Source organism: Spongiibacter pelagi (genome assembly GCF_014705705.1).
Taxonomy (GTDB): Bacteria; Pseudomonadota; Gammaproteobacteria; order Pseudomonadales; family Spongiibacteraceae; genus Spongiibacter; species Spongiibacter pelagi.
Genome location: NZ_JACXLD010000001.1, coordinates 54,332 through 79,409 on the forward strand (window position 1 = coordinate 54,332; position 25,078 = coordinate 79,409).

The following is a 25,078-nucleotide window of genomic DNA, read 5'->3' on the forward strand; positions in this document are numbered from 1 at the left end:
GTGGAGAACCCTAAAAGAGGAAGTCCTTGTGATCAGTCCGTTACAGAATTTATTCGGCAAGTCCCCATTCGGCCCCCTGCAAAAGCACATGAAGAGCGTACAGGCCTGTAGCGCCATTCTTCCCGATTTTTTCGAGGCGGTGCAAAACGCCAACTGGGATAAAGCCGCGGAGCTCAAGCAAGCAATCATTGATCGCGAAAACGAGGCAGACGCCCTGAAAAAAGAACTCCGCCTGAGTCTCCCTAAAAGCCTCTTTATGCCAGTCTCACGCAGCGACATCCTCGACCTGCTGCGCACTCAAGACAAAATTGCCAACGTATCACGCGATATCGCAGGCCTAGTATCTGGTCGCCGCATGAAGTTCCCCAGCGAGCTGGCCGGCAAGCTTAACGAGTATCTTGCCCACTGCGTAAAATCCAGCACTCTCGCCCTAGAAGCCATTGAGCAACTTGATGAACTACTGGAAACCGGGTTTCGCGGCCATGAAGTCATCTATGTTGAAAAACTGATCCTGCAATTAGAAGACTTCGAAAACGAAAACGACAAACTCTCTTCCGAGCTAAACCAATCTCTATTCGCCATTGAGAAATCACTGGACCCGGTAGACGTCGTGTTCCTCTATGAACTGATTCGGTGGTTAGGCGACCTTTGCGACCAAGCTCAAGCGGTGGGTTCACGCCTTCAGGTCATCATCGCTCAATAATTCTAAATTACTGACAATATTAAAAGGTACTTCCATGTCTATTATCGCTGAACACGGCCAGCTATTGCTTGTGCTGGGCTGCCTTTTCGGCTTCTTTATGGCCTGGGGTGTGGGCGCCAACGATGTAGCCAATGCAATGGGCACCTCGGTCGGCTCCAAAGCTCTTACCATTAAGCAAGCTATCCTTATCGCGATTGTCTTCGAATTTTGCGGCGCTTACCTGGCGGGTGGCGAAGTCACCTCGACCATTCGCAAAGGCATTATCGACGCCGCCTATTTCACCGACACTCCACATCTCTTGGTGTACGGTATGGCTTCCGCACTGCTTGCCGCCGGCACCTGGCTGTTTGTGGCCAGCTTGATGGGCTGGCCGGTCTCTACAACTCACTCGATTGTGGGCGCTATTGTCGGCTTTACCGCCGTAGGTGTCAGCGCCGACGCAGTTGCCTGGGGCAAAGTGGGACAGATCGTAGCGAGCTGGGTGGTATCACCAGTACTCGCCGGCGCCATGTCATGCATTCTGTTTCTCAGCGCCCAAAAGCTAATTATGGATCGCGACGATCCCTTTGCCGCCGCCAAGCGCTATATCCCCATTTACCTGTTCCTTGTCGGCTTTATGATTTCCATGGTGACGCTGACCAAAGGGCTGAAACATATTGGACTGGGGCTGAGCTTTAACGAAAGCCTTGGTGTCTCTGCCGCAATCGCCACAGTTATCATGATTATTGGCAAGCTGTTTATGGCTCGAGTCAAACCCAGAGCCACCGACTCAAGCCCACATAACACCGAGCGCTTTGCTGATGTAGAGCGCGTGTTTGCGGTACTGATGGTCTTCACCGCCTGCTCTATGGCCTTTGCTCACGGCTCCAACGACGTAGCCAACGCCATCGGCCCGGTAGCCGCTATTGTCAGCGTAATAGAATCCGGCGGCCAAATTGCCGCCAAATCCGCACTGCCCGGCTGGGTATTATTCCTCGGCGCCGGCGGTATCGTCTTTGGTCTGGCCACTTACGGCTTCAAAGTTATTGCCACCATCGGCACTCATATCACCGAGCTAACGCCAAGTCGCGGTTTTGCCGCTGAGCTAGGCGCCGCCTCTACCGTGGTGCTGGCCTCTGCCACTGGCCTGCCTATCTCGACTACCCACACCTTGGTCGGCGCCGTCTTGGGCGTAGGCTTGGCACGGGGCATTGGCGCACTCAACTTACGGGTAATCGGTAATATCTTTATGTCTTGGCTGATCACTCTGCCTGCCGGTGCCATTCTGGCAATTATCTTCTTCTTCACCTTTACCAGCGTATTCGGTTAAAGCTAACGCTAGAATATTTTTAGGGCGCGCAAGCGCCCTTTTTTGTGCCTAATTTTTTCCTCGACCTTTCAGATCCCCATTTTTAACTATCGCCCTATTTCCCTTTCCTACAGCTTCTCTACAATGAAGTCGCTAAAGACTTTATTCACACGAGAACCCTCATGCTCAATCTCAGCCTCACCGATATGCTGACCCGCCTGATTGCCCACCCCACCGTGAGTTCAACCAGTGTCAAATGGGATATGAGCAATCGCCCGGTTATTGATGAGCTGGCGGACTGGTTTGAAGAGTTGGGGTTTAAAACGCGGATACTGCCTCTCAAACATCAACCTCAAAAAGCCAACCTCATTGCCGTTTTGGGCGAGCCCTCGCAAAGCGGCGGCCTAGTGCTTTCCGGCCATACCGACACCGTACCCTATGACGATCGCCGCTGGGACAGCGACCCCTTTACCCTAAGCGAGCGCGATGGTCGTTTTTACGGTTTAGGCACGGCAGATATGAAGGGCTTTTTCGCACTGGCAATAGAAGCGATTCGGCCCATGCTGCAGCAGGGCATTTTAGGCACTTCGCAAAAAGCCCCGCTGATTATTTTGGCCACCGCCGACGAAGAAAGCAGTATGGATGGCGCTCGCGAGCTGGTCGCTGGCGATTTAGCCGGCGCCCGCCATGCCATTATTGGCGAACCGACCGGGCTTAAACCCATTCACGCCCACAAGGGCATCATGATGGAGTCGGTGAAGATTGTCGGCCGCTCCGGCCACAGCTCGAATCCCGCCCTTGGCAATAACGCCTTGGAAGCCATGCATGAGGTGATCGGCGAGCTATTAGGGTTGCGCGCCAAACTGCAAGACAAATACCGTCACTCCGGCTTTAAAGTGCCCACACCGACGATGAATCTGGGCTGTATTCACGGCGGCGACAATCCCAACCGTATTTGCGGACAGTGCGAACTGCACTTTGATTTCCGCATGATTCCCGGCATGGAGCTGGAATTTATCAAACATCAACTGTCCGACAGCTTGAGCCCTATCGCTGAGCGCCGCCAGATTGATATTTCATTGCACTCATTAATGCCCGGCCTACCCGCCTTTGAGCAAGCCCGCGACAGCGAGCTGATCAAAACCGTGGAATCACTGAGCAGCTACCCCGCCGAAACCGTCGGCTTTGCCACCGAAGCGCCCTTTTTACAGCAATTAGGATTACAGACCGTGGTACTCGGCCCCGGCCATATTGATCAGGCCCACCAGCCCAATGAATATTTAGGCACCGACCAAATCGCACCGACCGTTGCTCTGCTACAAAACCTCATTCGCCATTACTGCTGTTAAGCGCCGCAAAATATTGAGGCGAAAAAAAACCGCGCGGTAAAGCGCGGTTCTCTGTGTTCTTAAAAGAAGCTTATTTGATTTTGGCTTCTTTGTAGATCACGTGCTGGCGTACCACCGGATCGTATTTCTTGAATTCGAACTTATCGGGGGTATTGCGCTTGTTTTTTACAGTTGTGTAAAAGTGACCGGTACCTGCGGAGGAAACCAGACGGATTTTTTCAGTTACACCTTTCTTCGCCATGACTAACGCTCCTTAGAATTTTTCACCGCGGGCACGCAGATCGGCCAGAACCGAATCAATGCCCTTTTTGTCGATGATACGCATGCCCTTTGCAGAAACACGCAGACGTACAAAACGGTTCTCGCTTTCCACCCAGAAGCGGTGGCTGTGCAAGTTAGGCAAAAAACGGCGACGAGTGCGGTTTTTCGCGTGTGATACATTGTTACCTGTTACAGGACGCTTGCCGGTAACCTGACATACTCTAGACATGATCTTCGCCTCTAAGCTTTGTTTGCTTCGACTCACTACGCTGCGCAAAACCCGCGTTCAGCATAAGGGCCGATGCCAATAAATCTGCTCAATAATCGTTCAGTTTAGGGCCAGAGGGCGGCATTACCTGCGCCAAAAGACCTCGGAATTTGTTGCTATTCCGGGGGCGACCCGAATCAGAGCGCGACTTTATACCAGAAGCACCAAGTAGAAGCAACGAAAACCACAATTTTTGGCGATTTCTCTCTGAGTTTGAGCCCATTCCGTCTGCTGGTCTAAAATTGCCGCCCATTCCTTATTCCCTTGCTGGAGAATCCTGTGTTTGACGCCCTGTTTAAGCCCTTTCAGTGCAAGTCTCTAAACCTGCCAAATCGCCTCGTCATGGCGCCGATGACACGCTCTCATTCTCCCAACGGCATTCTCGGCCCAGATATGGCGCCCTATTACGCCCGCCGCGCCGCAGCCAATGTTGGCCTGATTATTTCTGAAGCCACCGGCATCGCCCGCCCCGGCTCATTGAACGATTTAGATGTACCACGATTTTATGGCGAGGCCGAACTGGCGGCATGGAAAACCGCCGTGGACGCAGTACATGCCTCCGGCGGACAATTTGTGCCACAACTTTGGCACGTTGGCGCCATGCGCGCCGCCGCCCATGCCCGCCGCGTAGATGACGCACTGTTGGAAAGCCCCTCCGGCCTCGACGCCAAAGGCCAGTTGCGCAACAAACCGATGACCGACAGCGATATTGCCGACACCATTGCCGCCTACGCCGATGCCGCCGCCAATGCCAAAAAAATGGGCTGCGATGGCGTGGAGATTCACGGTGCCCACGGCTACCTGATCGATCAATTCTTCTGGCCGCTCAGTAATCGCCGCGAAGACCAATGGGGCGGCAATACCCTGCTGGAGCGCTCACGCTTCGCCGTAGAAATTCTAAAAGCCGTCCGCGCCTCCGTAGGCGAAGACTTTGCCGTAATTTTGCGGGTGTCACAGTGGAAGCAGCAGGACTATGAAGCTCGGCTGGCCGAAACACCACAGGAGCTGGACGCATGGCTTAATTTATTGAGTGATGCGGGCGTGGATATTTTCCACCTGTCTCAGCGCCGTTTCTGGGAAGCAGAATTTGCAGGTTCAGAACTAAACCTCGCCGGCTGGGCGAAAAAACTGACCGGCAAGCCGACTATTACTGTCGGTTCCGTCGGCTTAAATGGCGATTTCCTCAGCAGCTTCAGTGGCGGTGGCGCCGATCAGGCCGCCAATTTAGACCAGCTGGCGACTCGTCTTGAAAAAGGCGAGTTCGATCTGGTCGCCGTGGGCCGCGCGCTGTTACAAGACCCGGCGTGGGCCACCAAACTAAAAGAAAGCCGCAGCGACGAAATGAGCAGCTTTAATGCCGCTTCGATGCTAACAGTTTTCTGAGTCTGTCTTTTTTCAAAGCAAGCCTTGCTCGGCCAGAGACACCACCTCTGGCCCGGCAACAATGCAGTGATCCAGCAAGCGTACATCCAGCAAATCCAAGGCTTCGCGAATACGCCGTGTGATACGCACATCGGCATCACTGGGCTCCGCCACCCCTGACGGATGGTTGTGCGCCAGAATGACCGCCGCCGCATGCTCCTCCAGCGAGCGCCGTGCCACCTCTCGCGGATACACCGCCGCACCATTAATGGTGCCAAAAAACAGCGGCTCGTATTTAATCAAACGGTGTTGGTTATCGAGGAATAACACCGCAAACACTTCGCGCGGCTCGCCCCGCAACTGCGCCTGTAAGTAGCGACGGGTGCGATCTGCACTGCTAAATACCTCGCCGGAAGACAAGGCCTCAGCCAAATGACGGCGGGACATTTCAATCACCGCCTGCAACTGCACGTACTTGGCATCACCCAAACCGTGGGAAGCGCAGAATTGCGCCCGCCCCGCCGTTAACAATGCCGACAAGCTACCAAAATCCTGTAATAGGTTTCTGGCCAGCTCTACCGCCGACTGCCCCTTAACCCCGGTGCGTAAAAATATTGCCAGCAGCTCGGCATCACTCAGCGCCCCCGCACCCCGTGCCATTAATTTTTCACGGGGCCGCTCCGCCGCTGGCCAATCGCTTATCGCCATGCTCTCCCTCCTTGGAGATATTATTCCTGCCTTAAACTGGCATAATAGTCGCAAATTTTTCTATGGCCAGTGCAGCATGAAGCAGTTGAGCAACCGACAAATTCTTCTCGGCATTACCGGTGGGATCGCCGCTTACAAAAGCGCCGAACTCGTTCGCCGCCTGAAAGACCACGGCGCGGATGTGCGAGTAGTGATGACCGCCGCCGCCCAGGAATTTATTACCCCGCTCACCTTGCAAGCCCTCTCCGGCAACCCTGTTCACACCACCTTGCTCGACCCCGAAGCCGAGGCCGGCATGGGCCATATTGAATTGGCGCGCTGGGCCGACTTGATTTTGGTGGCTCCAGCCAGCGCCGATTTTATGGCTAGACTGGCCAATGGCCGTGGCGACGATTTACTCACCACACTATGTCTTGCCACCCCGGCCCCCATAGCCTTGGCCCCCGCCATGAACCAAGGCATGTGGCGCGACCCCGCCACCCAGGCCAATGCTGCGATATTGCAACAGCGCCAAATTCATTTATTTGGCCCCGCCGCCGGTGAACAGGCTTGCGGCGATATTGGCCCCGGCCGGATGCTGGAAGCCGAACAATTGGCCGAACATGCCGCCGCGCTTTTTCAAACCCGCTGCCTAGACGGTATCAAACTAACCATTACCGCCGGCCCCACCCGCGAAGCGATTGACCCGGTGCGCTACATCAGCAATCACAGCTCCGGCAAAATGGGCTACGCACTGGCCGAAGCCGCCGCCGATGCCGGCGCACAAGTCACCTTAATTAGCGGCCCCTGCAATCTCTCGGCCCCGGAAAGGGTGAATTGCGTCAATGTGGTCAGCGCCGAAGACATGCTGACCGCCAGTTTGAATCATCTTGGCGAAATATTTATTGCCTGCGCGGCTGTGGCCGATTACCGCCCGGTTGCCGCCGCCGATCAGAAAATTAAGAAAAGCCAAGCAAGCATGAGCATTGAGTTGGTGCGCAATCCCGATATTGTCAGCACAGTAGCCAGCCATGCCCAGCGCCCCTTCACCGTAGGCTTTGCGGCGGAAACTCAAGACGTTTTGCACTACGCTAAAGATAAGTTGCAGCGCAAAAATCTGGACATGATTATTGCCAACGATGTTTCAAATTCTGAGATCGGCTTTAATGCCGACCAGAATGCGGTTACCGCCATTTGGCCAAAGGGAGAAACCAGCCTACCCCAAGCCAGCAAAACCCAGTTGGCCCGCCAGCTTATTGCGCTGATAGCCGAACAATATATAAATAAAGGGGCCTCTGATTAATCTAGCGAGTGCAGTCGCAGTAATTAATCAAAGGCTCCTAAAGTTGATGCACTTATAATTAATACCAGGGCTCGCTGGACAGCCGCCCCGGATTTATTGAACATGGAAGCAATTCGCGCAAAAGGAACCGTTACGCGTCATGGTGAAAATAAAACCCACCAAGAAAATTCATATCGGCACTGCCCAGAGAGACATTCTGCTATCGGCCATTGTCAGCATCGGCTTGGTACTGGCCGGGCTGTATTGGGTGAAGGAAATCGAGCAGCCTCGCGCCTTTGATAATCAGATTATCGCCATCACCAGCAATATTGCCGAGCACCAAAGCCGCGTCATCAGCACCGCAATTAGTACCCTCAGCGCTCGCAGCACCAGCTTGGCCAGCAGCCCGCTGTTCGATCAAGCTGCCAATGCAGGCAATGGCGAATCGCTGGAAAAATTACTCAAGCTCAGCTTTCCAGAAGCCGTAGACGCCCAAATTCTGCGCTTAGGTAAACTCGGTATTGCCGATGAAGACACCGACACCCAGCGCCTGCGCAATAATATTGAAGTGGATATGCTGCGCAAGGCACTGGAAAGTCAGGCGCTGGTGATTGAGGGTTATCAGCAAAACCAACAATGGCTGCTGTCCTTCACTCAACCAGTCAACGACAAGGCCGCGCTTTTTATTAGTTTTCCCGCAAGCTATTTTTCCGACATGATTACCATTCTGGCGGGCTCATCGGCACACAACGAGCTGATTCAGACCTATAAATCCAGAACCGAAACCATTTTAAGCACCGGCTCAACCCGGTATTCAAACTACTCACAAACCCGCCCCTTAAGCATTCCCGGCTGGAGTATTGTGGTTTATCCCACTGAATTGGAAGTTGAGAAATACAAGGCCGATGACACGCTGCTTTGGTTGTTCTCATTGGTGTGCATCGCACTACTCGCCTGCAGCCACAGTATTTTCTTTTTGCGCAGCCTAGATCAGCCAAAGCCAACCAAAAAACCGACAGCTCCAGAAGAAACAGCGCCTATTCAGACCGTGACCAGCACTGAAAATGTGCCCAACACTGAAAACGCGACCAGCACACCGGCAGCCACAAGCAGCCACCCCGACTACGCACCACCACCGCATCCTGAAGTTGAAATTGGTTATGCCAATGCCGGCGCAAAACATTTAGCGGCCAAAGCACTGCCACCAGCGGAATGTTTTCGCGCCTACGATATTCGCGGCGACGCAGATACCCAGCTCACCGATGAAAACTGCTATTTGATCGCCCGCGCTATCGCCAGCGAAGCCATTGCCATGGGGCAGCGCAAAATCTTGCTGGGGCGCGATGGTCGCCTGAGCAGCCCGCGCATTCGCGATGTAGTGCTAAATGGATTTCTTGAAAGCGGGTTAGACGTTATCGACATTGGCCTAGTCGCAACTCCCATGCTGCACTTTGCCAGCAAAGAGCTGAATATCGGCAACGTGGTGATGATCACCGGCAGCCACAATCCCGCCAAAGATAACGGTCTCAAAATCGGTTTGGATTTTCAGGCCTTGAGCGATGGCGATATCCAAGGCTTGTACCAGCGTATTATCGACCGGGATTTTGCCGAAGGTCAGGGCAAGCTGGAATTGGAAACCATTGAACAGCGCTATATCGACCGTATTTGTGGCGACGTGGTAATCGCACAAACTTTAAAAGTGGTGATCGACGCCAGTAACGGCGCCACTAGCAATATTGCAGCACCGCTGTTTGAAGAACTGGGCTGCGATGTCATCCCCATTAATTGCGAAATTGATGGCCGCTTTCCCAACCATCCACCAGACCCAACCATTGAAGCCAATCTTCAACAATTGCGCGAAGCCGTTTTGCGAGAAGGCGCGGATATTGGTATCGCCTTTGACGGTGACGGCGATCGCCTTGCGGTAGTCAGCGGCAAGGGCGAATGCCCCCGCGCCGATCGACTGCTGATGATTCTTGCCGAAGATGTGGTTAGCCGTAATCCCGGTTGCGAAATTCTGTTCGATATAAAAAGTACCCGCAGCCTGCCCGAAATGATTTTGGCACTGGGCGGCAAACCCACCATGTGGAAATGCGGCCACTCGTTTATGAAGCGCAAACTGGCTGAAACCGGCGCGCTGTTGGGCGGCGAATATTCTGGCCATATCTTTTTCAACGAGCGCTGGTACGGTTTTGACGACGGCATGTACACCGCCGCGCGCCTGCTTGAGTCATTAAGCCTAGCCGGACGCACCTTGGATGATGCACTGGCGGCGCACCCGGCTCGCCCCAGCACCCCCGAAATTATTATTCCGGTGGAGGAGTCCCGCAAATTTGCCATTGTCGACGCCTTTGCCAAGCAGCAGCATTTTAGCGAAGCCGAAGTCATTGATATTGACGGCGTACGCCTTGAAACCCGCTCCGGCTGGGCTCTGTTGCGCGCGTCTAATACTGGCCCCGCACTGAGCTTGCGCTTTGAAGCCGACAGCGATGCCGCCCTCGATGCACTGCGCAGCAGTGTGAAAGAAGTGCTGGCAAGGATTGATCCCGCTGCCGCAGATAGTCTTTAATAGCGACCTTTCATCAGCATTCAAAAGAGCCAACATCATGTCACTCGACCGCAATGCGGCATCCAATATTGCCAAGGTACTTACCGAAGCCCTGCCTTATATCCAGCGCTTCACCAATAAAACCATCGTGGTGAAATTTGGCGGCAACGCCATGATTGACCAAGATTTAAAAACCCAGTTTGCCCGCGACATAGTGCTGATGAAACTGGTCGGCATGAACCCGATCGTGGTGCATGGCGGCGGCCCGCAGATTGGCGATCTCTTAAAACGCTTACAAATTGAATCCCGTTTTGTTGACGGTATGCGCGTAACCGACACGGCCACTATGGATGTGGTAGAGATGGTACTCGGCGGCACCGTGAACAAAGAAATTGTATCGCTGCTGAATACTAATGGCGGTAAGGCGGTGGGCCTGACCGGTAAAGACGGTGGTCTGATTCGCGCCAAAAAACTTAAAGTGACGCAAAAATCACCGGATATGGCCAAGACCGAAATTATCGATATTGGCCACGTTGGCGAAGTTGAACACATCAGCACCGATGTGCTGGATATGCTGGTCAACAGCGACTTTATTCCGGTGATTGCCCCCATTGGCGTTGGCCCAGACGGTGCGTCTTACAACATCAACGCCGACTTGGTGGCGGGCAAAGTAGCCGAAGTGCTAAAAGCCGAAAAACTGATGCTGCTGACTAATATTGAAGGCCTGCTAGACAAATCCGGCAAGGTGTTGACCGGACTAAGCACCAAGCAAGTTGATGGATTGATTGAAGACGGCACCATTTACGGCGGCATGCTGCCCAAGATTGGCTGCGCACTGGATGCCGTTAAAGCCGGCGTGACCAGCGCACATATTATCGACGGTCGTGTGCCCCATGCGGTGCTGCTGGAAATCTTTACCGACACCGGTGTCGGCACCCTGATTACCAATAAAACCCTCTAATTTCTTGTACCTGTAATACTAAGGCTGTTGAATGAACAAGCGCCCTTCGCGACGCGATGAAATCCTGCAATCCCTAGCCACTATGCTGGAATCCCAGCCCGGTGGCCGCATTACTACCGCCAAGCTGGCGGCGGAAGTTGGCGTCTCGGAAGCCGCTCTCTATCGCCATTTTCCCAGCAAGGCGAAAATGTTTGAGGGCTTGATCGAGTTTGTTGAAGAAGCGATTTTTAGCCGAGTGAAAATCATCCTCAGCGAAGAAGGTCAGGCTATTCAGCAAGTTGCCAAAATTTTGCATTTGGTACTGGCATTTACTGAACGCAACCCCGGCATTACGCGCATTTTTAACGGCGACGCCCTCGCCGGTGAACACGAGCGACTGCGCGCCCGAGTCGTACAGTTTTACGACCGCCTGGAAACCCAGCTAAAGCAAATTCTGCGCGAAGCGGAATTGCGTGAAGGATTGCGCACCCGCATTACCGTAAACAGCACTGCCAATCTGTTAATCGCGGCGACGGAAGGACGAATTGGGCAATTTGTGCGCAGTGAATTTAAACGTCGCCCTACTGAGAACTGGGACGAGCAGTGGGAATTTTTGGCAGAGCAAATCTTTCGTTGATGCGCTTTCTCGCCAATTAATTACTGCGCACGCGGCGCAGCCGCGACTGCAGCTCTAGGAAACGCAGCTTGTCTTGCTCGTAGTTTTCCGCAACCGAGACCGTTTCCTCAGAGCGCTGATTTATTTGCATTTCCATGGTGCTGATTTCGCGGCGCAAATCGCGGATGGTATTGGTTAAACCTTCCGGCACGCTGCGACCCTCACGCTCTAACTCAGCGGCTTCTTGTTGATTTTGAATAACCTGCCGGCGCAGCACCGTTAAATTGCTATCGAGCATAGATATGCGGACTTTCAGGTTTTTCAGGGCGCGGGCCTTGGCCACCTCAATATCCGCCACATCACTGTAGCGCAGCAGCAGCGACTCATCCCATTTGCGCAGCTTTTCTTCCGCCTCTGCGCGCGCTGCGGCAATCTCGCGCTCTCGCGCCAGTTCGCTCTTTTCTTCCTCGCTAAGCATAGGCGCAATGGTTTTTACCACACTGCCATCTACTCGAATGACATCATAGCCACGGGGAATCGCCTCTGGTGGCACTTTGCTGTCAATAACAACATTACCCCGGCTGTCGGGGTAGCGGTAATACAGCGCCTCAGCCCATAGCGCCTGCGCGGCACAGAGAATGACTATTGTGAATAATGGTTTTACAGCCCGTAACAGCAAAGGTGACTCCGTTCATTTATGGTGCTTTGGCAGCACTAGCCTAATCAAACAGCGTACTGTTCCCGATAGGCAGTAATTTTGTTCAGGAGTTCCTTGTCCTCCCGGTTATTGTGCAAATATTGCACAATATTTTCCAAGCCGACAATGCTCACTACCTGCAAACCTTGCTCTGCTTCTAATTCTTGAATCGCAGACCGCGCACCTTGTCCGCGCTCTTGGCGATCCAAGCCAATTGCTACACCGGCCACTTCTGCCCCTGCCCCTTCGATCATGGCAATGGCTTCGCGTATAGCGGTGCCGGCGGTAATCACATCATCAATAATCAGCACCCGCCCTTTTAGCGGCCCGCCAACCAATACGCCGCCCTCGCCGTGGTCTTTAGCTTCTTTACGATTGTAGACAAAGGGCAGATCTCGTCCGTGATGCTCCGCCAGCGCGCAGGCAGTGGCCGCCGCTAGCGGAATACCTTTATAGGCAGGCCCAAACAACACATCAAATTCCAAACCCGAATCAACAATAGCATCGGCGTAACACCGGCTCAGCGCCGACAACGATCCACCGCTGGCAAATTTACCGGCATTGAAAAAATACGGGCTAACTCGACCAGACTTAAGGGTGAATTCGCCAAAACACAGGGCCTCGACCTGAATCGCCTGTTCAATAAATTTCTGTTGGTAAGGTTTAATCACAATGCGGGCTCTCAACTGCGCTAGCGGGAAAATTGGCATATTGTAGCTGGCAATGCCGCAATCATCAGCCAACAGTGGCGCTTTTCTGCAAAATAGCGCTGTAGCGCCCATGACAAGGGTCTAAGTTGTGCGATAATGGCGCCCAACTAAAAAGAACAACCCTCTAGAATGCGATTTCTAATTCCACCCGCTATTGTCTGAGTTAGCGGTTCTAGAGTGAAATCTTGAAATGGAAAATACATGAGAATTATCAGCTTCTGCGCTGACAGCATTGTGGATGCTGCAGAGAAAGGTTTTTTCGACTGGGTCACAAACCAGGACGCTGACATCATCTGCATTCAGAATCTGGGCATTGCCGAATATAAATTGCGCGACGATGTGTACTTTCCGCGCGACTACAATCCCTATTTCTTCGATTCTGCCGACGGTAAAAGCAACGGTGTTGCGATTTACTGCCGCCAATTGCCCAAGGCGATTATGACCGGCTTGGGTTTTCTCGATTTCGATATGGAAGGTCGCTATATTCAGGCGGACTTCGACAATATCAGTATCGGCTCCCTGCTCGCGCCCAGCGCCAGCAACGATGCCGAGCAGATGCGTAAAAATCAGTTCTTCGATCAATACCTGAATCACCTGCACAAAGTGCGCAACAAGCGCCGTGATTTCGTGATCTGCGGCAACTGGAATATCGCCCATAAAAGCGTGGACATTCAGGACAAAAAAGCCAACCACGGCGTATCCGGTGGTCTGCCTGAAGAACAGCAATGGCTAGACCGCCTGTTCCGCGAAGAACAGTATGCCGATGCCTTCCGCATGGTGAATAACGATGCCGACGAGTTTAGCTGGTGGCCCGATGGCGGCCAGGAAAAAAACGGCTGGCGCGTGGATTACCAGATCGTATCAGAACGCATTAAGCAGAAAGTGGAATACGGCGCCCTGTACACCGTGCAGCAATTTGGCAGCCACGCCCCACTGATAATGGACTACGACTTCGAACTGCCAGACAGCGGTTTTTAAACGACAAAGGGCGCCCTAAGCGCCCTTTTTATTGTCCGCCAGTTACCGCGGCCATCACACTTTAAGAATTCAAAGCCTGCTGCTGCGCTTCAATCAATTCGGCAATGCCTTTCTCCGCCAAATCCAGCATCGCATTCATTTCAGTGCGGCTAAACGTGACGCCTTCAGCGGTACCCTGCACCTCAATCATGCCACCGCTGGCATCCATCACCACATTCATATCGGTTTCTGCGGTAGAGTCTTCCGCATAATCCAGATCCAATACCGGCATACCCTGATAGACGCCCACAGAAATCGCCGCCACCATATTAAGCAGTGGATCACCGCTAATCACCCCGCGCTGTTGCAGGCTGCGAATCGCATCGACCATAGCGATACAGGCGCCGGTAATGGATGCCGTACGCGTGCCGCCATCGGCCTGAATCACATCGCAATCGAGGGTAATGGTATTTTCGCCAAGCGCTTTTAGATCAACTGCCGCCCGCAAAGAGCGACCAATCAAACGCTGAATCTCCTGAGTGCGGCCCGACTGTTTTCCCCGCGCCGCTTCCCTATCCATACGGCTACCCGTGGAGCGCGGCAACATCCCGTATTCAGCGGTAATCCAGCCCTGTCCTTTACCTTTCAAAAAGCGCGGCACTGAATCTTCTACCGAGGCCGTGCAAATCACCTTGGTATTACCCATTTCAATCAACACTGAACCCTCAGCATGACAGGTGTAATTACGCGTGATGGTTACAAGGCGTTTTTCATTAGCTTGGCGTTGGCTGGGGCGAGACATCGTGATTTCCTAGGTCAATAACAAAACCCGATTATACCCGCCCCAACCCGTGCTTGCTGAACCGCAACGCGAAAGGGTTTAAAATGCACCGGCATTCACCACTATCGAGGTTTATAGTGTCTATCTCCAGCATGACCGCATTTGCACACCAACACACCGAATTCTCATGGGGCTCTGCAACCTGGGAGTTACGCTCGGTCAATCACCGCTACCTCGAACTCAGTTTCAAACTGCCGGATAGCTGGCGACTGCTAGAACCCAAATTAAGAGACGCCCTTCGTCAACAACTCCAGCGCGGCAAGGTGGAGTGCGCGCTGCGAATTAAACTGCGAGAGAACGACCAAGAGCTTGCGGTGAATCACGCGCTGGTCTCGCAATTAATTAATGCCAGCCGCTCGCTGGAAACACAACTTAGCGAACACAACCCCATCAATGTTCTGGACTTGCTGCGCTGGCCCGGCGTTATTCAAGCCACCGAGCTAGACAGCGAAACCCTAAGCGCAAATTTGATGGACAGCTTTGCCGAAGCCCTCGCCGAACATATTCGCGGCCGTCACCGCGAAGGCGAATCTCTGAGCGAACTGATTAACCAACGACTCGATCAAATTTCAGAAATCGTCGCCACGGTACGCCAGCGTATGCCCGACATTGTTCAGCAACAGCGAGATAAACTTTTGCAACGCATTGCAGAACTTAAAGTCGAACTGGACAGCAATCGCCTTGAACAAGAAATCGCCCTGATTGCGCAAAAAGCGGATATTGATGAAGAACTAGACCGCCTCAACACCCATGTTGAAGAAGTGCGCCGCGTACTAAAAAAAGGGGGCGCCTGCGGCCGCCGCCTCGACTTCCTGATGCAAGAACTGAACAGAGAAGCCAACACCCTGTCCTCTAAATCTGTGGTCGCAGACAACACTCAGGCGGCAGTGGAGTTGAAAGTGCTAATTGAACAAATGCGCGAGCAGATTCAAAACATCGAATAGTTTTTTCACCCGTCCAAGAATGTCTTAGAAGCCCTGTTATTTGCTTGTAAATACAGGGCTTTTTTATTTTCGCCGTCCAAATCGGTTTGCAGATGTCCGTTACCAACTGCCTGTTTAGTGGTGGGCAGAATGGTGGGCAGCCCCCTCATTTTGGCTCAATAAGCGTTTTGCGGTGAGCAAATTGGTGGGCAGTAAGTTGACCAATTTTCGCATTTAACTCGCCACCACAACAGGTTAGCTGCTGATTCAATAAGCAAATCGGTGGTGGGCAGCCATTATTGCCCCCTCCATTATTTCAGCAACTATGGAGTAAACATGGGAAAACTCACAGCAAAACAGGTTATTGCATACAGCAAAGCCGACCCAAAAAAATATTCAGATGGTGAAGGGCTATACTTTTGCGTCCGCAAACAAGGCTCGCCTTACTGGATGATCCGCTACACCACAGCCAAAGGACGACGAGAAGCAACCTTGGGGCAATTTCCTTTAATGTCGTTGGCAGACGCTCGAATTGCCGCCGCATACTTTCGAAAGGAAGTACGTGACGGCATAGATCCTCTTCTAGAAAAACAGAAAATCGAGTTACCTGACATTGAAACCGTGGATCAACTGTTCCATGACTGGTATCGAACCGATCTTAGTCGACGACTTAAGCATCCCAAGATTCCGTATCGGGTTTACACCAAAGACATAAGCCCAGTCATTGGCATTAAGTGTATTGCTGAGGTGACCGCACGTGACGTGCGGGAGGTGCTAGAGCGCATTCGAGAAAGTAACCGCCCTACCATTGCCAACGATACCTTGATGTACATGAAGCAGCTATTTCGGCATGCGATAAAGCTCGACTTAACGCTGAACAACCCAGCCGCAGCATTTACCGTAGACGATGCCGGTGGCGTGGAGTCCAGTAAAGACAGGATGCTTAGCAAAGAGGAAATTCACTACGCCTTTAGCGTGTTTCATACCCATATCAATAGCTTTGGCCGCGACAACTACCTCGCTTGCTGCCTGTTTTTGGTATTGGGTGTACGCAAAAGCGAACTGTGCGAAGCCATGTGGCGTGAAATGGATTTAACCACAGGCGTGTGGGATCTGCCCAAAGAACGCAGCAAAACCGGCGTGCCAATCAGCATTCCCTTACCACGCCAAGCCATTGCTTGGTTTAACGAGTTGCAAATCCGCGCTTGTGGCTCACCTTATGTTTTCCCAGCCAGACGAGCAAGCCATCGTCCACATATGGGGCCAGATACGCTAAACCGTGCCATTTCTAAGCTCTTTGGTCGCGAGCCTGGGCGCAAAAAACAGCCTCCCAATAAAATGGGCAAACTTGAACACTTCACCGTACACGATTTGCGCCGCACCTTTCGCAGCCTTGCCGCCTCTTTGGGTATTGCAGGCAACGTAGCCGAACGCTGTCTTAACCATAAGCTAAAAGGCGTTGAGGGTATCTACGACCGCCACGATTACTTTGAAGAGCGCCGAATTGCCCATCAAACCGTGGCTGATGTGGTTGAACCATTGGTGAACTTTGAGCCCGCTTCACAACACCACACAGGAGGGCGCTAACATGCAATTTATGATGCGACTTGCCCCCATTACCTTTCCAATCACCATGCTGGCAGGGCTTGGTTGGTGTATTGGCATTGCCTTACTCGAACAACCTCATGGTATAGGCTACGCACTTACTCGGCATTGCCTGATGGTATTCGTGGTACTCGCTCCTTGGTTGATGCTAAAGCTCATGTTCTACGTGATTGTCAGTTTAGGACGCAAACTGGGGCTCATCCCGCCTGCACGTCCAACGCACAGTTTGGGGTATGAAGAATCACTCTATTGGTTCAGAGTATTGGCCTTTTTCGATGGCAAACGCAGCCGCATGCCGAAAAGGCCCATCAGGCGAAACTAACAAGCCCCCATTTGCTCACTTACCGTGGGCAGTTGGGGCAATGGGGCAACACTTGATACACCAAGCTTTAGAGGGAGAATAAGAGGAAAGCAAACTGCCCCAAGGAATGGGGCAATTGGGGCTTTGATTGACAAAATAGGTCACTAAACATAATCTTCAAGCCAATATGGCCGACGCCTCTGCATTTCTGTACGCGTCGGTTCTCATTTCGCCTTGTCACTATTCAGCCATTGCTTTTCCTACCGATAGCTCGCTTACAAAATACCACACCCAGCTTTAAGCTAAATCAACCAACCCAATTACTTACTTTGATCAGCTGATGCAATCCCCCCTAGGCGTCATTTGCTAATCCATGAGTTTCAACAGCCGCCACACACTTCCCCATGCCTTTACCCCCATACGCCAAAACCACTATCCGTTTGGCTTTTGGATCGAAACGCCAAACAGGGAAATTAGCCCATTTACTGTTTGGCTTCTCGATTGAAATCCAACGCTGGTAGGCCTTGCCATTACTGGCTCAAAGCAAGGTTTGGCACTTTTTTCGCCCTAAACCAACCTCGGCATCAAAGTACAAACCGTTTGATTTTTTAAACCCAGAATGCAAACGATCGTTTGGCGTCTCGATTTTTTTGCACTAGTTGAATGCCGCCAAACAGAGCCGCATTGGACGATATATTTCAATCAGTTAGCCGCGCACAGGTCATCATAAAAAACCGATTTGACTGGTGAGTTTGATGGCCATTTCTTTCATCTAATTCACCACCGCGTCTGCACCCGACGACTGAAAATAGATGGCATGAAAAACCAACAAGGTGATAAGTGACGTGTTATGGGCAAGTGCTAACGATTGGGATAGAGAATGGATACAGCAGGTGGTCACTTTACTGGTTGGGCATGGCGCGTTTACCCTCTACCCAGAATTAAGCCAGTGCGATAATGCCGCCGAACGTTTAACCCGCTGGCTGACCTATCAGTTACCGCGCATTAAACAAGCGCATCCAGGCTGCCCGATTCACCAATGGCTAAATAGCATTGGCGCACAAGTGATCGTAGAAAAATGGCAAAGCTCTGAGCAATGGCCAAATCTGTATTGGCTACCTTTACCTGAGGTTGAAGGCCACGCGCAAGGCGGGTTGGTTTTGTTACCAGCACATTTGTTACCGACAAATAGGGATGGCAAGATTCAAACTAGAATATTGCAAGCAAACACGCCCGCTAACGCCTGCATCTTTTGGTGCATTTCGCCTTTATCTAAAACAGGAAAACGCGCTACCTTGCATCCCAAGCAGCAAAACCGAGCATTTTGCCTGCCCAGTTCGCCGGAGCAAATGGGCAAATCATGCACGGGGTTATTACTAAGAGGTTTGAGAAAAGAAAGCCAAAAACGAAACGGCAAAGTGGTCAGCCACCAAATCAACCTAGCGCTGCTGCACCACCTTTGTGGGCCAGAGAATGATGTGTGGATTACGAACAAATGCTTTGTTAACGAGAACGAAACTCAACAACAAGGCTAAATAGCTTGATATTTTTCATCAAGAGCACCATAATTCACCCAAGTTCTTCGGAACTGGTTGAACCTTTACCTAGTGTTTTGGTTCGTGGCTGCGCCTCAGTCGCCGTTAAGACTGGGGCTTATCTCCCTCCTTGTTTAGTTTCCACTAAAAAGCTAGTCCTCTTTATCCGATCAAAATAGGCTTGGTCTGCTGGAAATGCTGTGACAAACCAATGTGGATCTCCGACCTTCCTTGGATCATCAAATACAACTACATACTTTTCTTCAACGACGACCAATGTCCTACGCTTTGCGGTTTTACCGCGATCGGTTTGACGAGATTGACTGTAACGCTGCACCGTCCCGGCTGATAGAGCCAACACTTCTTTAATCCACATTATTCGTCTAGCACGCTTTTTGGAGAAACCGCCATCGTGAATACCTGCACTGGTTCGGTAATTGGTAGACTCCGTAAAGGCATGATCAAAAGCACCCGCACCAAACTGGTAGGTTACACCACACCAATCGGTAAACACTCTGGCATTGCCATTTTCATCATGAACATAATTTTCCAGATATACCTGACGGTATTTCTCAATCAGCTCGTCTTCGCTATCGGCTTTTAACCGCAATTGCGGCCACAGACTTTCTGTCACTGCTATCGTCCCTGCCAATTGAAGATATTAAAGTTTCGCTCGCCTTTGGTTGTGGTGTAACGCAGGCTACCCTTACCTAACGATCTCGCAAGTTCATCAACAAACGCAGCTTTAAATGCACTTGCATTAGGTCGGTTCTGCATTTCGTTCCAGCTATATCCTACCGCTCCCATCAATAAATCAGAGAGTTGTATCAGTGGTTGGTTATGTGATTCAACTGGCTCTAAACAAGCAAGCTTAGCGCGGCCAGACAACTTATGAACCAAGATCTGACGTAACTCTTCAAAGCGTGTACTTGAAGCATTCTGCTGCCAATCAAGATATACATGATAGCTGTCGCCAGGTTGAAGCCAGTGGACTAGCAATTGATAGTACAGCTTGTAAAAACCAAGCTCTTTATCCCCATCGTTCCACTGTTCGTGATTCAGTTGCCTGCGGTCGACCACAATACATCGAAATGAAAGTGAGTTTTCTTCAGAAAACAATTGTATAAGGCTTCGATAAAAATCAGCCTTGTTAGGCGATAGCTTTTTCCAGCCAAATTCGGTCTTAATACCATATTTAGTCATCAGGCCATGTAAGCGCCCAACAATACGGTGTTTTTCTTCACGAGGGCATTGCAGTGCACCGATAACAATATAGTGTTGAGACGGGTCTGATGTATGGCGACTTTCGTCGCAATAGACGTTATAAATGGTCACATTTGCCTCTGAAAAATTTAATATTCAACAGGTCTAAAAAATCATATCTTGGAAGCATAATTTTAACTATCACCTTGCAACTCTGGTGCCGGCACAATAAGACCGCGAGTACGCCACCGATTACCATTCACAAGTGCTTCAAAATCAAATCCATTAGAGAGAGTCAGATTGTCCGCATGGTCAGTCACTATAATTTGCGGACTAAAGCCATTGCTTAATTGGAGGTCATTGCAATAAATCGATAGCTGGCTGAATAAGTTTTCAACGGCTTTTATATCCTCATCAATATTTTGATCCACACTGTGGATCTTGCGCTGTTCTGCTTCTTGTTTCTTTTGTTCTTCGAAGGTTGCAGAGTTATCACGGTTAAAATTAGGGAAATATACCTGTGTTGGTTGGTCTAAGAAAAGCACTGAAGGTATGGCACACTTTTCACCTAATTCAACGAAATACTTATGCAAAGCCAAAAATAACGTTATATGACAATAAAGCCAGTTTGCACCGCTACCCATTGAACGAAGGTAGATTTTTTCGTTTTCGGGCGTTAAATGATAAAGGTCGAATGTCTCAAATGAGAAATGGAGGTTAATTGGTTTATAGCTTGCCTCAAATTCAAAATGGCTACCTATGCTGGCCATATATTCGTTTACCTTAAGCGATGCAGCTGCCAAACCTTTTTGCACATCGTATTCTTTTAGTGCATCAGTAATCTTCTTGAGCTTCCTCTTTAACTCTTTGATTTCTCCATCAAGTTCAGCATCATCAGCCATATTCAAGGTATCAAGAAGTGCAAACAGCTTGGCTTTTTGCATTATAATGCTTTCATACAAGCTCTTCTGTTCGGCTAACTGCTGATTTACTTTTTCAATTTCAGCTATTTGTTGATTGAGATCGGTTAGCAACTTACTAACAATCTCTGTATCACGCTGTACTTCAATTAAAGATGATTGAAACTTTGCTTTCATAGGACGAGCTTGAGCAAGATTCCCCGATACTTTCGTAATGGCCTGTTGAAGCTTCTCTGCACTTTGTCGCAAGTTGTCTTTTTCGGTATGGCAGAATGGGCAAACCGTGGCGGAAATATGAACATGCTGAGGTGAGTTAAAGCGTTTTACATTCTCAACAAATAGCTCTTCTTCCTGGATGTGTTTATTAATAGATGCAGCTTGACGCTGCAACTTTCGTAACTCAGAAGTTTTTTGATTGCGCGCCAGTTTCAACTGCTCATACCGTTGTGTCATCGCATCGGAACTGTGAACGATTTTCTCGGCAACTATGATGCTATCTAGCTGATCCTTTGCATCTTGAGGATGCTGGAGCACCTTTGTCAGAGATATAGGCTCATCTTTAAAACCCATTAAAGCGTAAAGCTGACTTAATACAGGGGCGACTTTTTGTTTGTAGCTTTCTGATGTGCGTTTATTGGTTTCTTTTTGCCGTTCTAAACGTTTTACGTCTGTGCTTAACCGCTCTTTTTCTTGTGATAAGTGAAAGAACTTTTGATCGACAAGTCCTAAAAATATCTTTGTATGTTCAATTGCCTGATCGCGCTTTTCCTTTTCATCGAATCGATAAAACAACGCATGCTTATTGGCAACCAAGTTTTGATGCTGAAGCATAAAAGATGTAAAACTACGCACCGATGGTGTAGGTGCTTTTTGATTAAATCTCCTGTTAGCTCTCGCGGCTAAAGATTCATCAACATCATCAATATCTAGGAAAAAGTCTCTTAAATGCTTCTTAAACTCGTTTAACGGACGAAAATAGCTAGAACTAAAATATTCGCGATCAATCTCTCCCGAATCGAATGCGTCAACACGACGGAAAAATGCTTTTGTTGCAAGATTGGGGTCTCTGGCAATCACCATATCTTGTTCATTAACAGCAAGCGCAACATAGTAAATTGCAGCACTGTTTGTAATCACACCTTTTGGAATGGTGTTCTCATCGCTGCCAAAGCAATAATCAAAAATTTCAATTAAGGCACTTTTACCGGTTGATGATTTACCGGTAACCACATTGAGCCCTGCTTGAAAATTAACAGGGTGTTTGAGACCTTGCTGGTCAATCACGCCTATTTCATGAATAAGTGTTTTCATCGCGGTTTCACTCCTAAAAACGCATAAATCTCGACCACTGAGTGACCACTAAATAACCGGCCTAACCTTTCTGCACTCTTTTTAGTGATAAAGCCGGAGACAGCCTCATCACATTTCGTTAGGCATAGCCGCTGCTCATTAACGAATAACCAGTCGTTGACTAAACAATATTGAATACACTGCTCTGTAAGGGTTTGAAACCCTTCAATTCGCTCTTGTAGGTCATAGAGTTTTGTTCTGTCGTCAAATACAGACCAGATAGAGCTTCGCTTGTTCGAGTTTAACAACTTATGGCTGTATATCGGATGGCTACAAAGCGGTATGACCAACTGGGCAAGCAACAAATTGTTCTCGGATTCCTCTAGGGCCGTATAAAAAGAAGCCAAGTATGGCCCATACTCAAATGGGTTGTACTTTAATTCATATAGAGCGTCGATAATGCTACTCATGGTTCAACCTTCCATTTCAAATCACGCTCGTCATCGTCCATTGCGTCATGGATAAGGCCATTTTTATATTCAATTGGCGGAATATCATTACCCATGTTGAGTGGCTGCTCTTGCATGGTCTTGTTGTAAAGTAACTTTGAGCTTTTAATTGCATCAACCGACTCAAGTTGAGCACTTGAATACGAAAGCTTGTATTTTTTTACCAATTTATTTTGATAAGTTACCGTTTTATCTTTATACAAGGGGTATTCATCAAGCTGTTCTAAAAATGAGTTTTGCAACTCTAGCCAATTACCTATGGCATCGGGGATCATTGCGTGATGCTCTATCTCAGCTATTTTTTGAACAAAAAGTTTATCTTGATGTAGTTCCACCTCAAGATCTGATGCTTCATAGCCTGAGAATACTGGGAAAGTAAATTCCCTTTTACATAAAAGAGCTGTCAACTCTTCACACTTAGCCCTAAAAGCCTGCTGGCTAATACTCCATGAATGCTGCGTTGCCTGTGCATACACAAAACCAACTAACCCCTGGAGGTAACTACTTAAATTATTCTTAGGAATGCCTACAGGTTTAGCCAAAATACACTGTTCTAAATCCTGTGCGTTATCGGCCTCGGTAAACAAGGTTACTTTATCAAGTACACTTTTTAGCAGAGCTTCATTACAAGCCATCACGGCTTTTTGTAGTTTGATAATTTCTGATGGATTTTCAGCATTCCCCTTATCTTCTGGACGGCTAAAGAAAATATCTTTCAATACTTGTAAACGTTGCTCAGCAGTTTGGATGTTCCAATTCTTCAGCTTGGTTGTTGCACCAAAAGCCTGTGTGGTATGCAGTACCAAAACACCATATTGAGTATGATCGAAATCGGGAGCTAACCAGTTCTTAAGCGTTTTCCAGAGGTTTTCATGGTGGTCAGTAAGTGCTGCCGAATAGTCTTTCACTTCCGTTTGAGATGAAGTTAAAGTATTAGGGGAAATAAGGCTCACATCACCGTCTTTTTCAAACCAAACAGATTGGCCTTCGTCCAATGCAAAGCACTTTTCCAAGCCAATCAGCACTTGGTAATGAAAGGCCAGGGCGGTTGTTAACGCGGCATTTTTAGTCTGACCACCACTCATACTCCCTCCTTAGAGCTCGCCTTTAAATGCTGAATCGAGAATTGATGCTTTTAGTTGGTTCAATGACGTAATTTCTGCTGTCACTTCAGCTTCCAAATTCCGGCTTTTATTTACTAATTGCCCAACTTTATCAACAATATCATTCTGAATAGCTTTACTCGGAACTGGGATAAGGTATTTCTCTAACGCCTTTTTATTTACCCCTGACTGACCAGCTGCCCTTTGAGAAATGCCAATAACATAGTTCTGTATTGACGGTGACTGAAGGAACCAAAATAGGTAGTCCTTTGTTAAAACATCTTCATTAGGTACAGCTTTCATCAAAGCAACGTTATAAGCGCCATCAAGCCCTCTCAATATCTGAAATACTGGCGGTCCATAGCGTCCAATCATCACATCATCTTTCGTACAGAATTTCTTCGTTGATGCGCTATCGACATAAACAATATGGTTATCAGTCTTATAATCACGAATCTGAATTAATCGAACATAGCCTTCTTTCTGAACATCAGAAAATTGTGATTTTGGAGGCTGTGAACCACCGATAAAATCAACCACCTCCGTTAGTGGCACAGAATCACAATCCGACAGTTTAAAAAATTCATCTAATACACTGTCGAACAGTTGTTTAGATAGATCGAGCTTGCTCTGTAAATGCTCGATGGCGGTGTCGATGCGGTTGAGCAGTGCATCGAGTTTTTCGACTATACGTTTTTGTTCTTCGATGCTTGGTATCGGTATTGGAGCCTTCTTAAGATTTCCATCAGTAATCGCGGGGTATGAAGCGCCACCTACATAGGGCTCAATTTGTGCTTGAACAAAATCTGTTGTGACAAAATAAAACAAATAGGCAGGCAAAACCTTTTTGTTAGCTCTGAGAATACAGAAACCTGTAGATGCCACTGGTGAGCTATATTCATCCCGAACCAACGCTATGTTTTTTAGGTTTGGTCGCGTCGTCGCAAATATTACGTCGTTTAGCTGTACATGCTTTTTCGCTCGTGATGGAGCATCTTTTCCTAGAATTTCCTTTGGATCTGTAACTGCAAATCGATCACGATCTACTGATGATATATCAATGTACGTCCACAGCTGATCTGCGTGTTTTAACGGGTTCAAGTTTTCCGTTTTAACAACAACATCTGCTAACTCTTGCCACTCCCACCCATCCGGCAATGAATATAAAACCTGTTCCATG

The 25,078-nt window shown here is 49.5% G+C and carries 25 protein-coding genes; 13 read left to right on the top strand and 12 right to left on the bottom strand.

Going from position 1 to position 25,078, the window contains the following annotated elements; genetic code table 11:
* The first annotated feature begins 28 nt into the window (after window positions 1–28).
* The 3 genes from IB286_RS00270 (at window position 29) to argE (ending at window position 3,340) form a co-directional block, all read left to right on the top strand.
* On the top strand, window positions 29–703 hold the full coding sequence (locus IB286_RS00270) for a TIGR00153 family protein (protein ID WP_317889669.1): 675 nt from the start codon (window positions 29–31) through the stop codon (window positions 701–703).
* A gap of 34 nt (window positions 704–737) precedes the next feature.
* Entirely contained in the window at window positions 738–2,012 is a 1,275-nt protein-coding gene (locus IB286_RS00275) for an inorganic phosphate transporter (RefSeq protein ID WP_190761672.1), read from the top strand.
* 161 nt (window positions 2,013–2,173) lie between these two features.
* On the top strand, window positions 2,174–3,340 hold the full coding sequence (argE, locus tag IB286_RS00280; protein WP_190761673.1) for an acetylornithine deacetylase: 1,167 nt from the start codon (window positions 2,174–2,176) through the stop codon (window positions 3,338–3,340).
* Between the two features lie 70 nt (window positions 3,341–3,410).
* Here argE and rpmG read toward each other — a convergent pair whose 3' ends face one another.
* Together rpmG and rpmB are read right to left on the bottom strand one after the other, a co-directional pair.
* Window positions 3,411–3,581, bottom strand: a complete 171-nt coding sequence (rpmG, locus tag IB286_RS00285; protein ID WP_190761674.1) for a 50S ribosomal protein L33 — start codon at window positions 3,579–3,581, stop codon at window positions 3,411–3,413.
* Window positions 3,582–3,593: 12 nt separating this feature from the next.
* Complete coding sequence (rpmB, locus tag IB286_RS00290) at window positions 3,594–3,830, bottom strand: 50S ribosomal protein L28 (protein WP_190761675.1); 237 nt, start codon at window positions 3,828–3,830, stop codon at window positions 3,594–3,596.
* 303 nt (window positions 3,831–4,133) lie between these two features.
* Between rpmB and IB286_RS00295 the strand changes: the two genes are divergently transcribed.
* Window positions 4,134–5,252 (top strand): NADH:flavin oxidoreductase, encoded by a 1,119-nt coding sequence (locus IB286_RS00295; RefSeq protein WP_223826028.1) that lies wholly within the window; start codon window positions 4,134–4,136, stop codon window positions 5,250–5,252.
* A 12-nt stretch (window positions 5,253–5,264) separates the two neighbouring features.
* Here IB286_RS00295 and radC read toward each other — a convergent pair whose 3' ends face one another.
* Window positions 5,265–5,939 carry a RadC family protein gene (gene radC, locus IB286_RS00300; protein WP_190761677.1) on the bottom strand — a complete coding sequence of 225 codons (675 nt, stop codon included), beginning with the start codon at window positions 5,937–5,939 and terminating at the stop codon, window positions 5,265–5,267.
* A 76-nt stretch (window positions 5,940–6,015) separates the two neighbouring features.
* On the opposite strand from radC, the gene coaBC reads away from it, so the two are divergent.
* From coaBC to slmA, 4 genes are all read left to right on the top strand, one after another.
* Window positions 6,016–7,221 (top strand): bifunctional phosphopantothenoylcysteine decarboxylase/phosphopantothenate--cysteine ligase CoaBC, encoded by a 1,206-nt coding sequence (coaBC, locus tag IB286_RS00305; RefSeq protein ID WP_190761678.1) that lies wholly within the window; start codon window positions 6,016–6,018, stop codon window positions 7,219–7,221.
* 139 nt (window positions 7,222–7,360) lie between these two features.
* Window positions 7,361–9,769, top strand: coding sequence for a phosphomannomutase/phosphoglucomutase (locus tag IB286_RS00310; protein ID WP_190761679.1), 2,409 nt, complete (start codon window positions 7,361–7,363; stop codon window positions 9,767–9,769).
* A 37-nt stretch (window positions 9,770–9,806) separates the two neighbouring features.
* Complete coding sequence (gene argB, locus IB286_RS00315) at window positions 9,807–10,709, top strand: acetylglutamate kinase (RefSeq protein WP_190761680.1); 903 nt, start codon at window positions 9,807–9,809, stop codon at window positions 10,707–10,709.
* Between the two features lie 31 nt (window positions 10,710–10,740).
* On the top strand, window positions 10,741–11,325 hold the full coding sequence (gene slmA / locus IB286_RS00320) for a nucleoid occlusion factor SlmA (RefSeq protein WP_190761681.1): 585 nt from the start codon (window positions 10,741–10,743) through the stop codon (window positions 11,323–11,325).
* 16 nt (window positions 11,326–11,341) lie between these two features.
* Here slmA and IB286_RS00325 read toward each other — a convergent pair whose 3' ends face one another.
* The gene (locus IB286_RS00325) at window positions 11,342–11,983 is read right to left on the bottom strand and encodes a hypothetical protein (protein ID WP_190761682.1); all 642 of its coding nucleotides are present in this window, start codon (window positions 11,981–11,983) and stop codon (window positions 11,342–11,344) included.
* A gap of 44 nt (window positions 11,984–12,027) precedes the next feature.
* Window positions 12,028–12,669, bottom strand: a complete 642-nt coding sequence (pyrE, locus tag IB286_RS00330; RefSeq protein WP_190762642.1) for an orotate phosphoribosyltransferase — start codon at window positions 12,667–12,669, stop codon at window positions 12,028–12,030.
* A 243-nt stretch (window positions 12,670–12,912) separates the two neighbouring features.
* On the opposite strand from pyrE, the gene IB286_RS00335 reads away from it, so the two are divergent.
* The gene (locus tag IB286_RS00335) at window positions 12,913–13,689 is read left to right on the top strand and encodes an exodeoxyribonuclease III (RefSeq protein ID WP_190761683.1); all 777 of its coding nucleotides are present in this window, start codon (window positions 12,913–12,915) and stop codon (window positions 13,687–13,689) included.
* 61 nt (window positions 13,690–13,750) lie between these two features.
* Here the strand turns inward: IB286_RS00335 and rph are convergent, their stop codons facing one another.
* Window positions 13,751–14,470 carry a ribonuclease PH gene (gene rph / locus IB286_RS00340; protein ID WP_190761684.1) on the bottom strand — a complete coding sequence of 240 codons (720 nt, stop codon included), beginning with the start codon at window positions 14,468–14,470 and terminating at the stop codon, window positions 13,751–13,753.
* Window positions 14,471–14,586: 116 nt separating this feature from the next.
* Here rph and IB286_RS00345 point away from each other — a divergent pair, with 116 nt between their 5' ends.
* From IB286_RS00345 to IB286_RS00360, 4 genes are all read left to right on the top strand, one after another.
* On the top strand, window positions 14,587–15,453 hold the full coding sequence (locus IB286_RS00345) for a YicC/YloC family endoribonuclease (RefSeq protein ID WP_317889670.1): 867 nt from the start codon (window positions 14,587–14,589) through the stop codon (window positions 15,451–15,453).
* 315 nt (window positions 15,454–15,768) lie between these two features.
* Window positions 15,769–17,019: a tyrosine-type recombinase/integrase gene (locus IB286_RS00350; RefSeq protein WP_043877032.1), complete on the top strand. Its 1,251-nt coding sequence runs from the start codon at window positions 15,769–15,771 to the stop codon at window positions 17,017–17,019.
* 1 nt (window position 17,020) lies between these two features.
* A complete protein-coding gene (locus IB286_RS00355; RefSeq protein ID WP_001160163.1) occupies window positions 17,021–17,359 on the top strand; it encodes a hypothetical protein in 339 nt (112 codons plus the stop codon).
* An 824-nt stretch (window positions 17,360–18,183) separates the two neighbouring features.
* On the top strand, window positions 18,184–18,873 hold the full coding sequence (locus IB286_RS00360) for a hypothetical protein (protein WP_190761685.1): 690 nt from the start codon (window positions 18,184–18,186) through the stop codon (window positions 18,871–18,873).
* A 118-nt stretch (window positions 18,874–18,991) separates the two neighbouring features.
* Here the strand turns inward: IB286_RS00360 and IB286_RS00365 are convergent, their stop codons facing one another.
* The 6 genes from IB286_RS00365 to IB286_RS00390 form a co-directional block, all read right to left on the bottom strand.
* The gene (locus IB286_RS00365) at window positions 18,992–19,507 is read right to left on the bottom strand and encodes a hypothetical protein (RefSeq protein ID WP_190761686.1); all 516 of its coding nucleotides are present in this window, start codon (window positions 19,505–19,507) and stop codon (window positions 18,992–18,994) included.
* 2 nt (window positions 19,508–19,509) lie between these two features.
* Window positions 19,510–20,208, bottom strand: coding sequence for a DUF3800 domain-containing protein (locus tag IB286_RS00370; protein WP_095500542.1), 699 nt, complete (start codon window positions 20,206–20,208; stop codon window positions 19,510–19,512).
* A gap of 62 nt (window positions 20,209–20,270) precedes the next feature.
* Window positions 20,271–22,307: a DUF3732 domain-containing protein gene (locus IB286_RS00375; RefSeq protein ID WP_175246652.1), complete on the bottom strand. Its 2,037-nt coding sequence runs from the start codon at window positions 22,305–22,307 to the stop codon at window positions 20,271–20,273.
* Window positions 22,304–22,756 (bottom strand): three component ABC system middle component, encoded by a 453-nt coding sequence (locus IB286_RS00380; RefSeq protein WP_190761687.1) that lies wholly within the window; start codon window positions 22,754–22,756, stop codon window positions 22,304–22,306. Before IB286_RS00380 ends, IB286_RS00375 begins: the two co-directional genes overlap by 4 nt.
* Window positions 22,753–23,880, bottom strand: a complete 1,128-nt coding sequence (locus IB286_RS00385) for a hypothetical protein (protein WP_190761688.1) — start codon at window positions 23,878–23,880, stop codon at window positions 22,753–22,755. Before IB286_RS00385 ends, IB286_RS00380 begins: the two co-directional genes overlap by 4 nt.
* A 9-nt stretch (window positions 23,881–23,889) precedes the next feature.
* Window positions 23,890–25,077, bottom strand: a complete 1,188-nt coding sequence (locus tag IB286_RS00390; RefSeq protein ID WP_190761689.1) for a restriction endonuclease subunit S — start codon at window positions 25,075–25,077, stop codon at window positions 23,890–23,892.
* Window position 25,078: the final 1 nt, after the last annotated feature.

Coding starts and splice junctions, on each gene's coding strand:
- IB286_RS00275 (WP_190761672.1), top strand. CDS start 738: ATGTCTATTATCGCTGAACACGGCCAGCTATTGCTTGTGCTGGGCTGC.
- argE (WP_190761673.1), top strand. CDS start 2,174: ATGCTCAATCTCAGCCTCACCGATATGCTGACCCGCCTGATTGCCCAC.
- rpmG (WP_190761674.1), bottom strand. CDS start 3,581: ATGGCGAAGAAAGGTGTAACTGAAAAAATCCGTCTGGTTTCCTCCGCA.
- rpmB (WP_190761675.1), bottom strand. CDS start 3,830: ATGTCTAGAGTATGTCAGGTTACCGGCAAGCGTCCTGTAACAGGTAAC.
- radC (WP_190761677.1), bottom strand. CDS start 5,939: ATGGCGATAAGCGATTGGCCAGCGGCGGAGCGGCCCCGTGAAAAATTA.
- coaBC (WP_190761678.1), top strand. CDS start 6,016: ATGAAGCAGTTGAGCAACCGACAAATTCTTCTCGGCATTACCGGTGGG.
- IB286_RS00310 (WP_190761679.1), top strand. CDS start 7,361: ATGGTGAAAATAAAACCCACCAAGAAAATTCATATCGGCACTGCCCAG.
- argB (WP_190761680.1), top strand. CDS start 9,807: ATGTCACTCGACCGCAATGCGGCATCCAATATTGCCAAGGTACTTACC.
- slmA (WP_190761681.1), top strand. CDS start 10,741: ATGAACAAGCGCCCTTCGCGACGCGATGAAATCCTGCAATCCCTAGCC.
- IB286_RS00335 (WP_190761683.1), top strand. CDS start 12,913: ATGAGAATTATCAGCTTCTGCGCTGACAGCATTGTGGATGCTGCAGAG.
- rph (WP_190761684.1), bottom strand. CDS start 14,470: ATGTCTCGCCCCAGCCAACGCCAAGCTAATGAAAAACGCCTTGTAACC.
- IB286_RS00350 (WP_043877032.1), top strand. CDS start 15,769: ATGGGAAAACTCACAGCAAAACAGGTTATTGCATACAGCAAAGCCGAC.
- IB286_RS00355 (WP_001160163.1), top strand. CDS start 17,021: ATGCAATTTATGATGCGACTTGCCCCCATTACCTTTCCAATCACCATG.
- IB286_RS00375 (WP_175246652.1), bottom strand. CDS start 22,307: ATGAAAACACTTATTCATGAAATAGGCGTGATTGACCAGCAAGGTCTC.
- IB286_RS00380 (WP_190761687.1), bottom strand. CDS start 22,756: ATGAGTAGCATTATCGACGCTCTATATGAATTAAAGTACAACCCATTT.
- IB286_RS00385 (WP_190761688.1), bottom strand. CDS start 23,880: ATGAGTGGTGGTCAGACTAAAAATGCCGCGTTAACAACCGCCCTGGCC.
- IB286_RS00390 (WP_190761689.1), bottom strand. CDS start 25,077: ATGGAACAGGTTTTATATTCATTGCCGGATGGGTGGGAGTGGCAAGAG.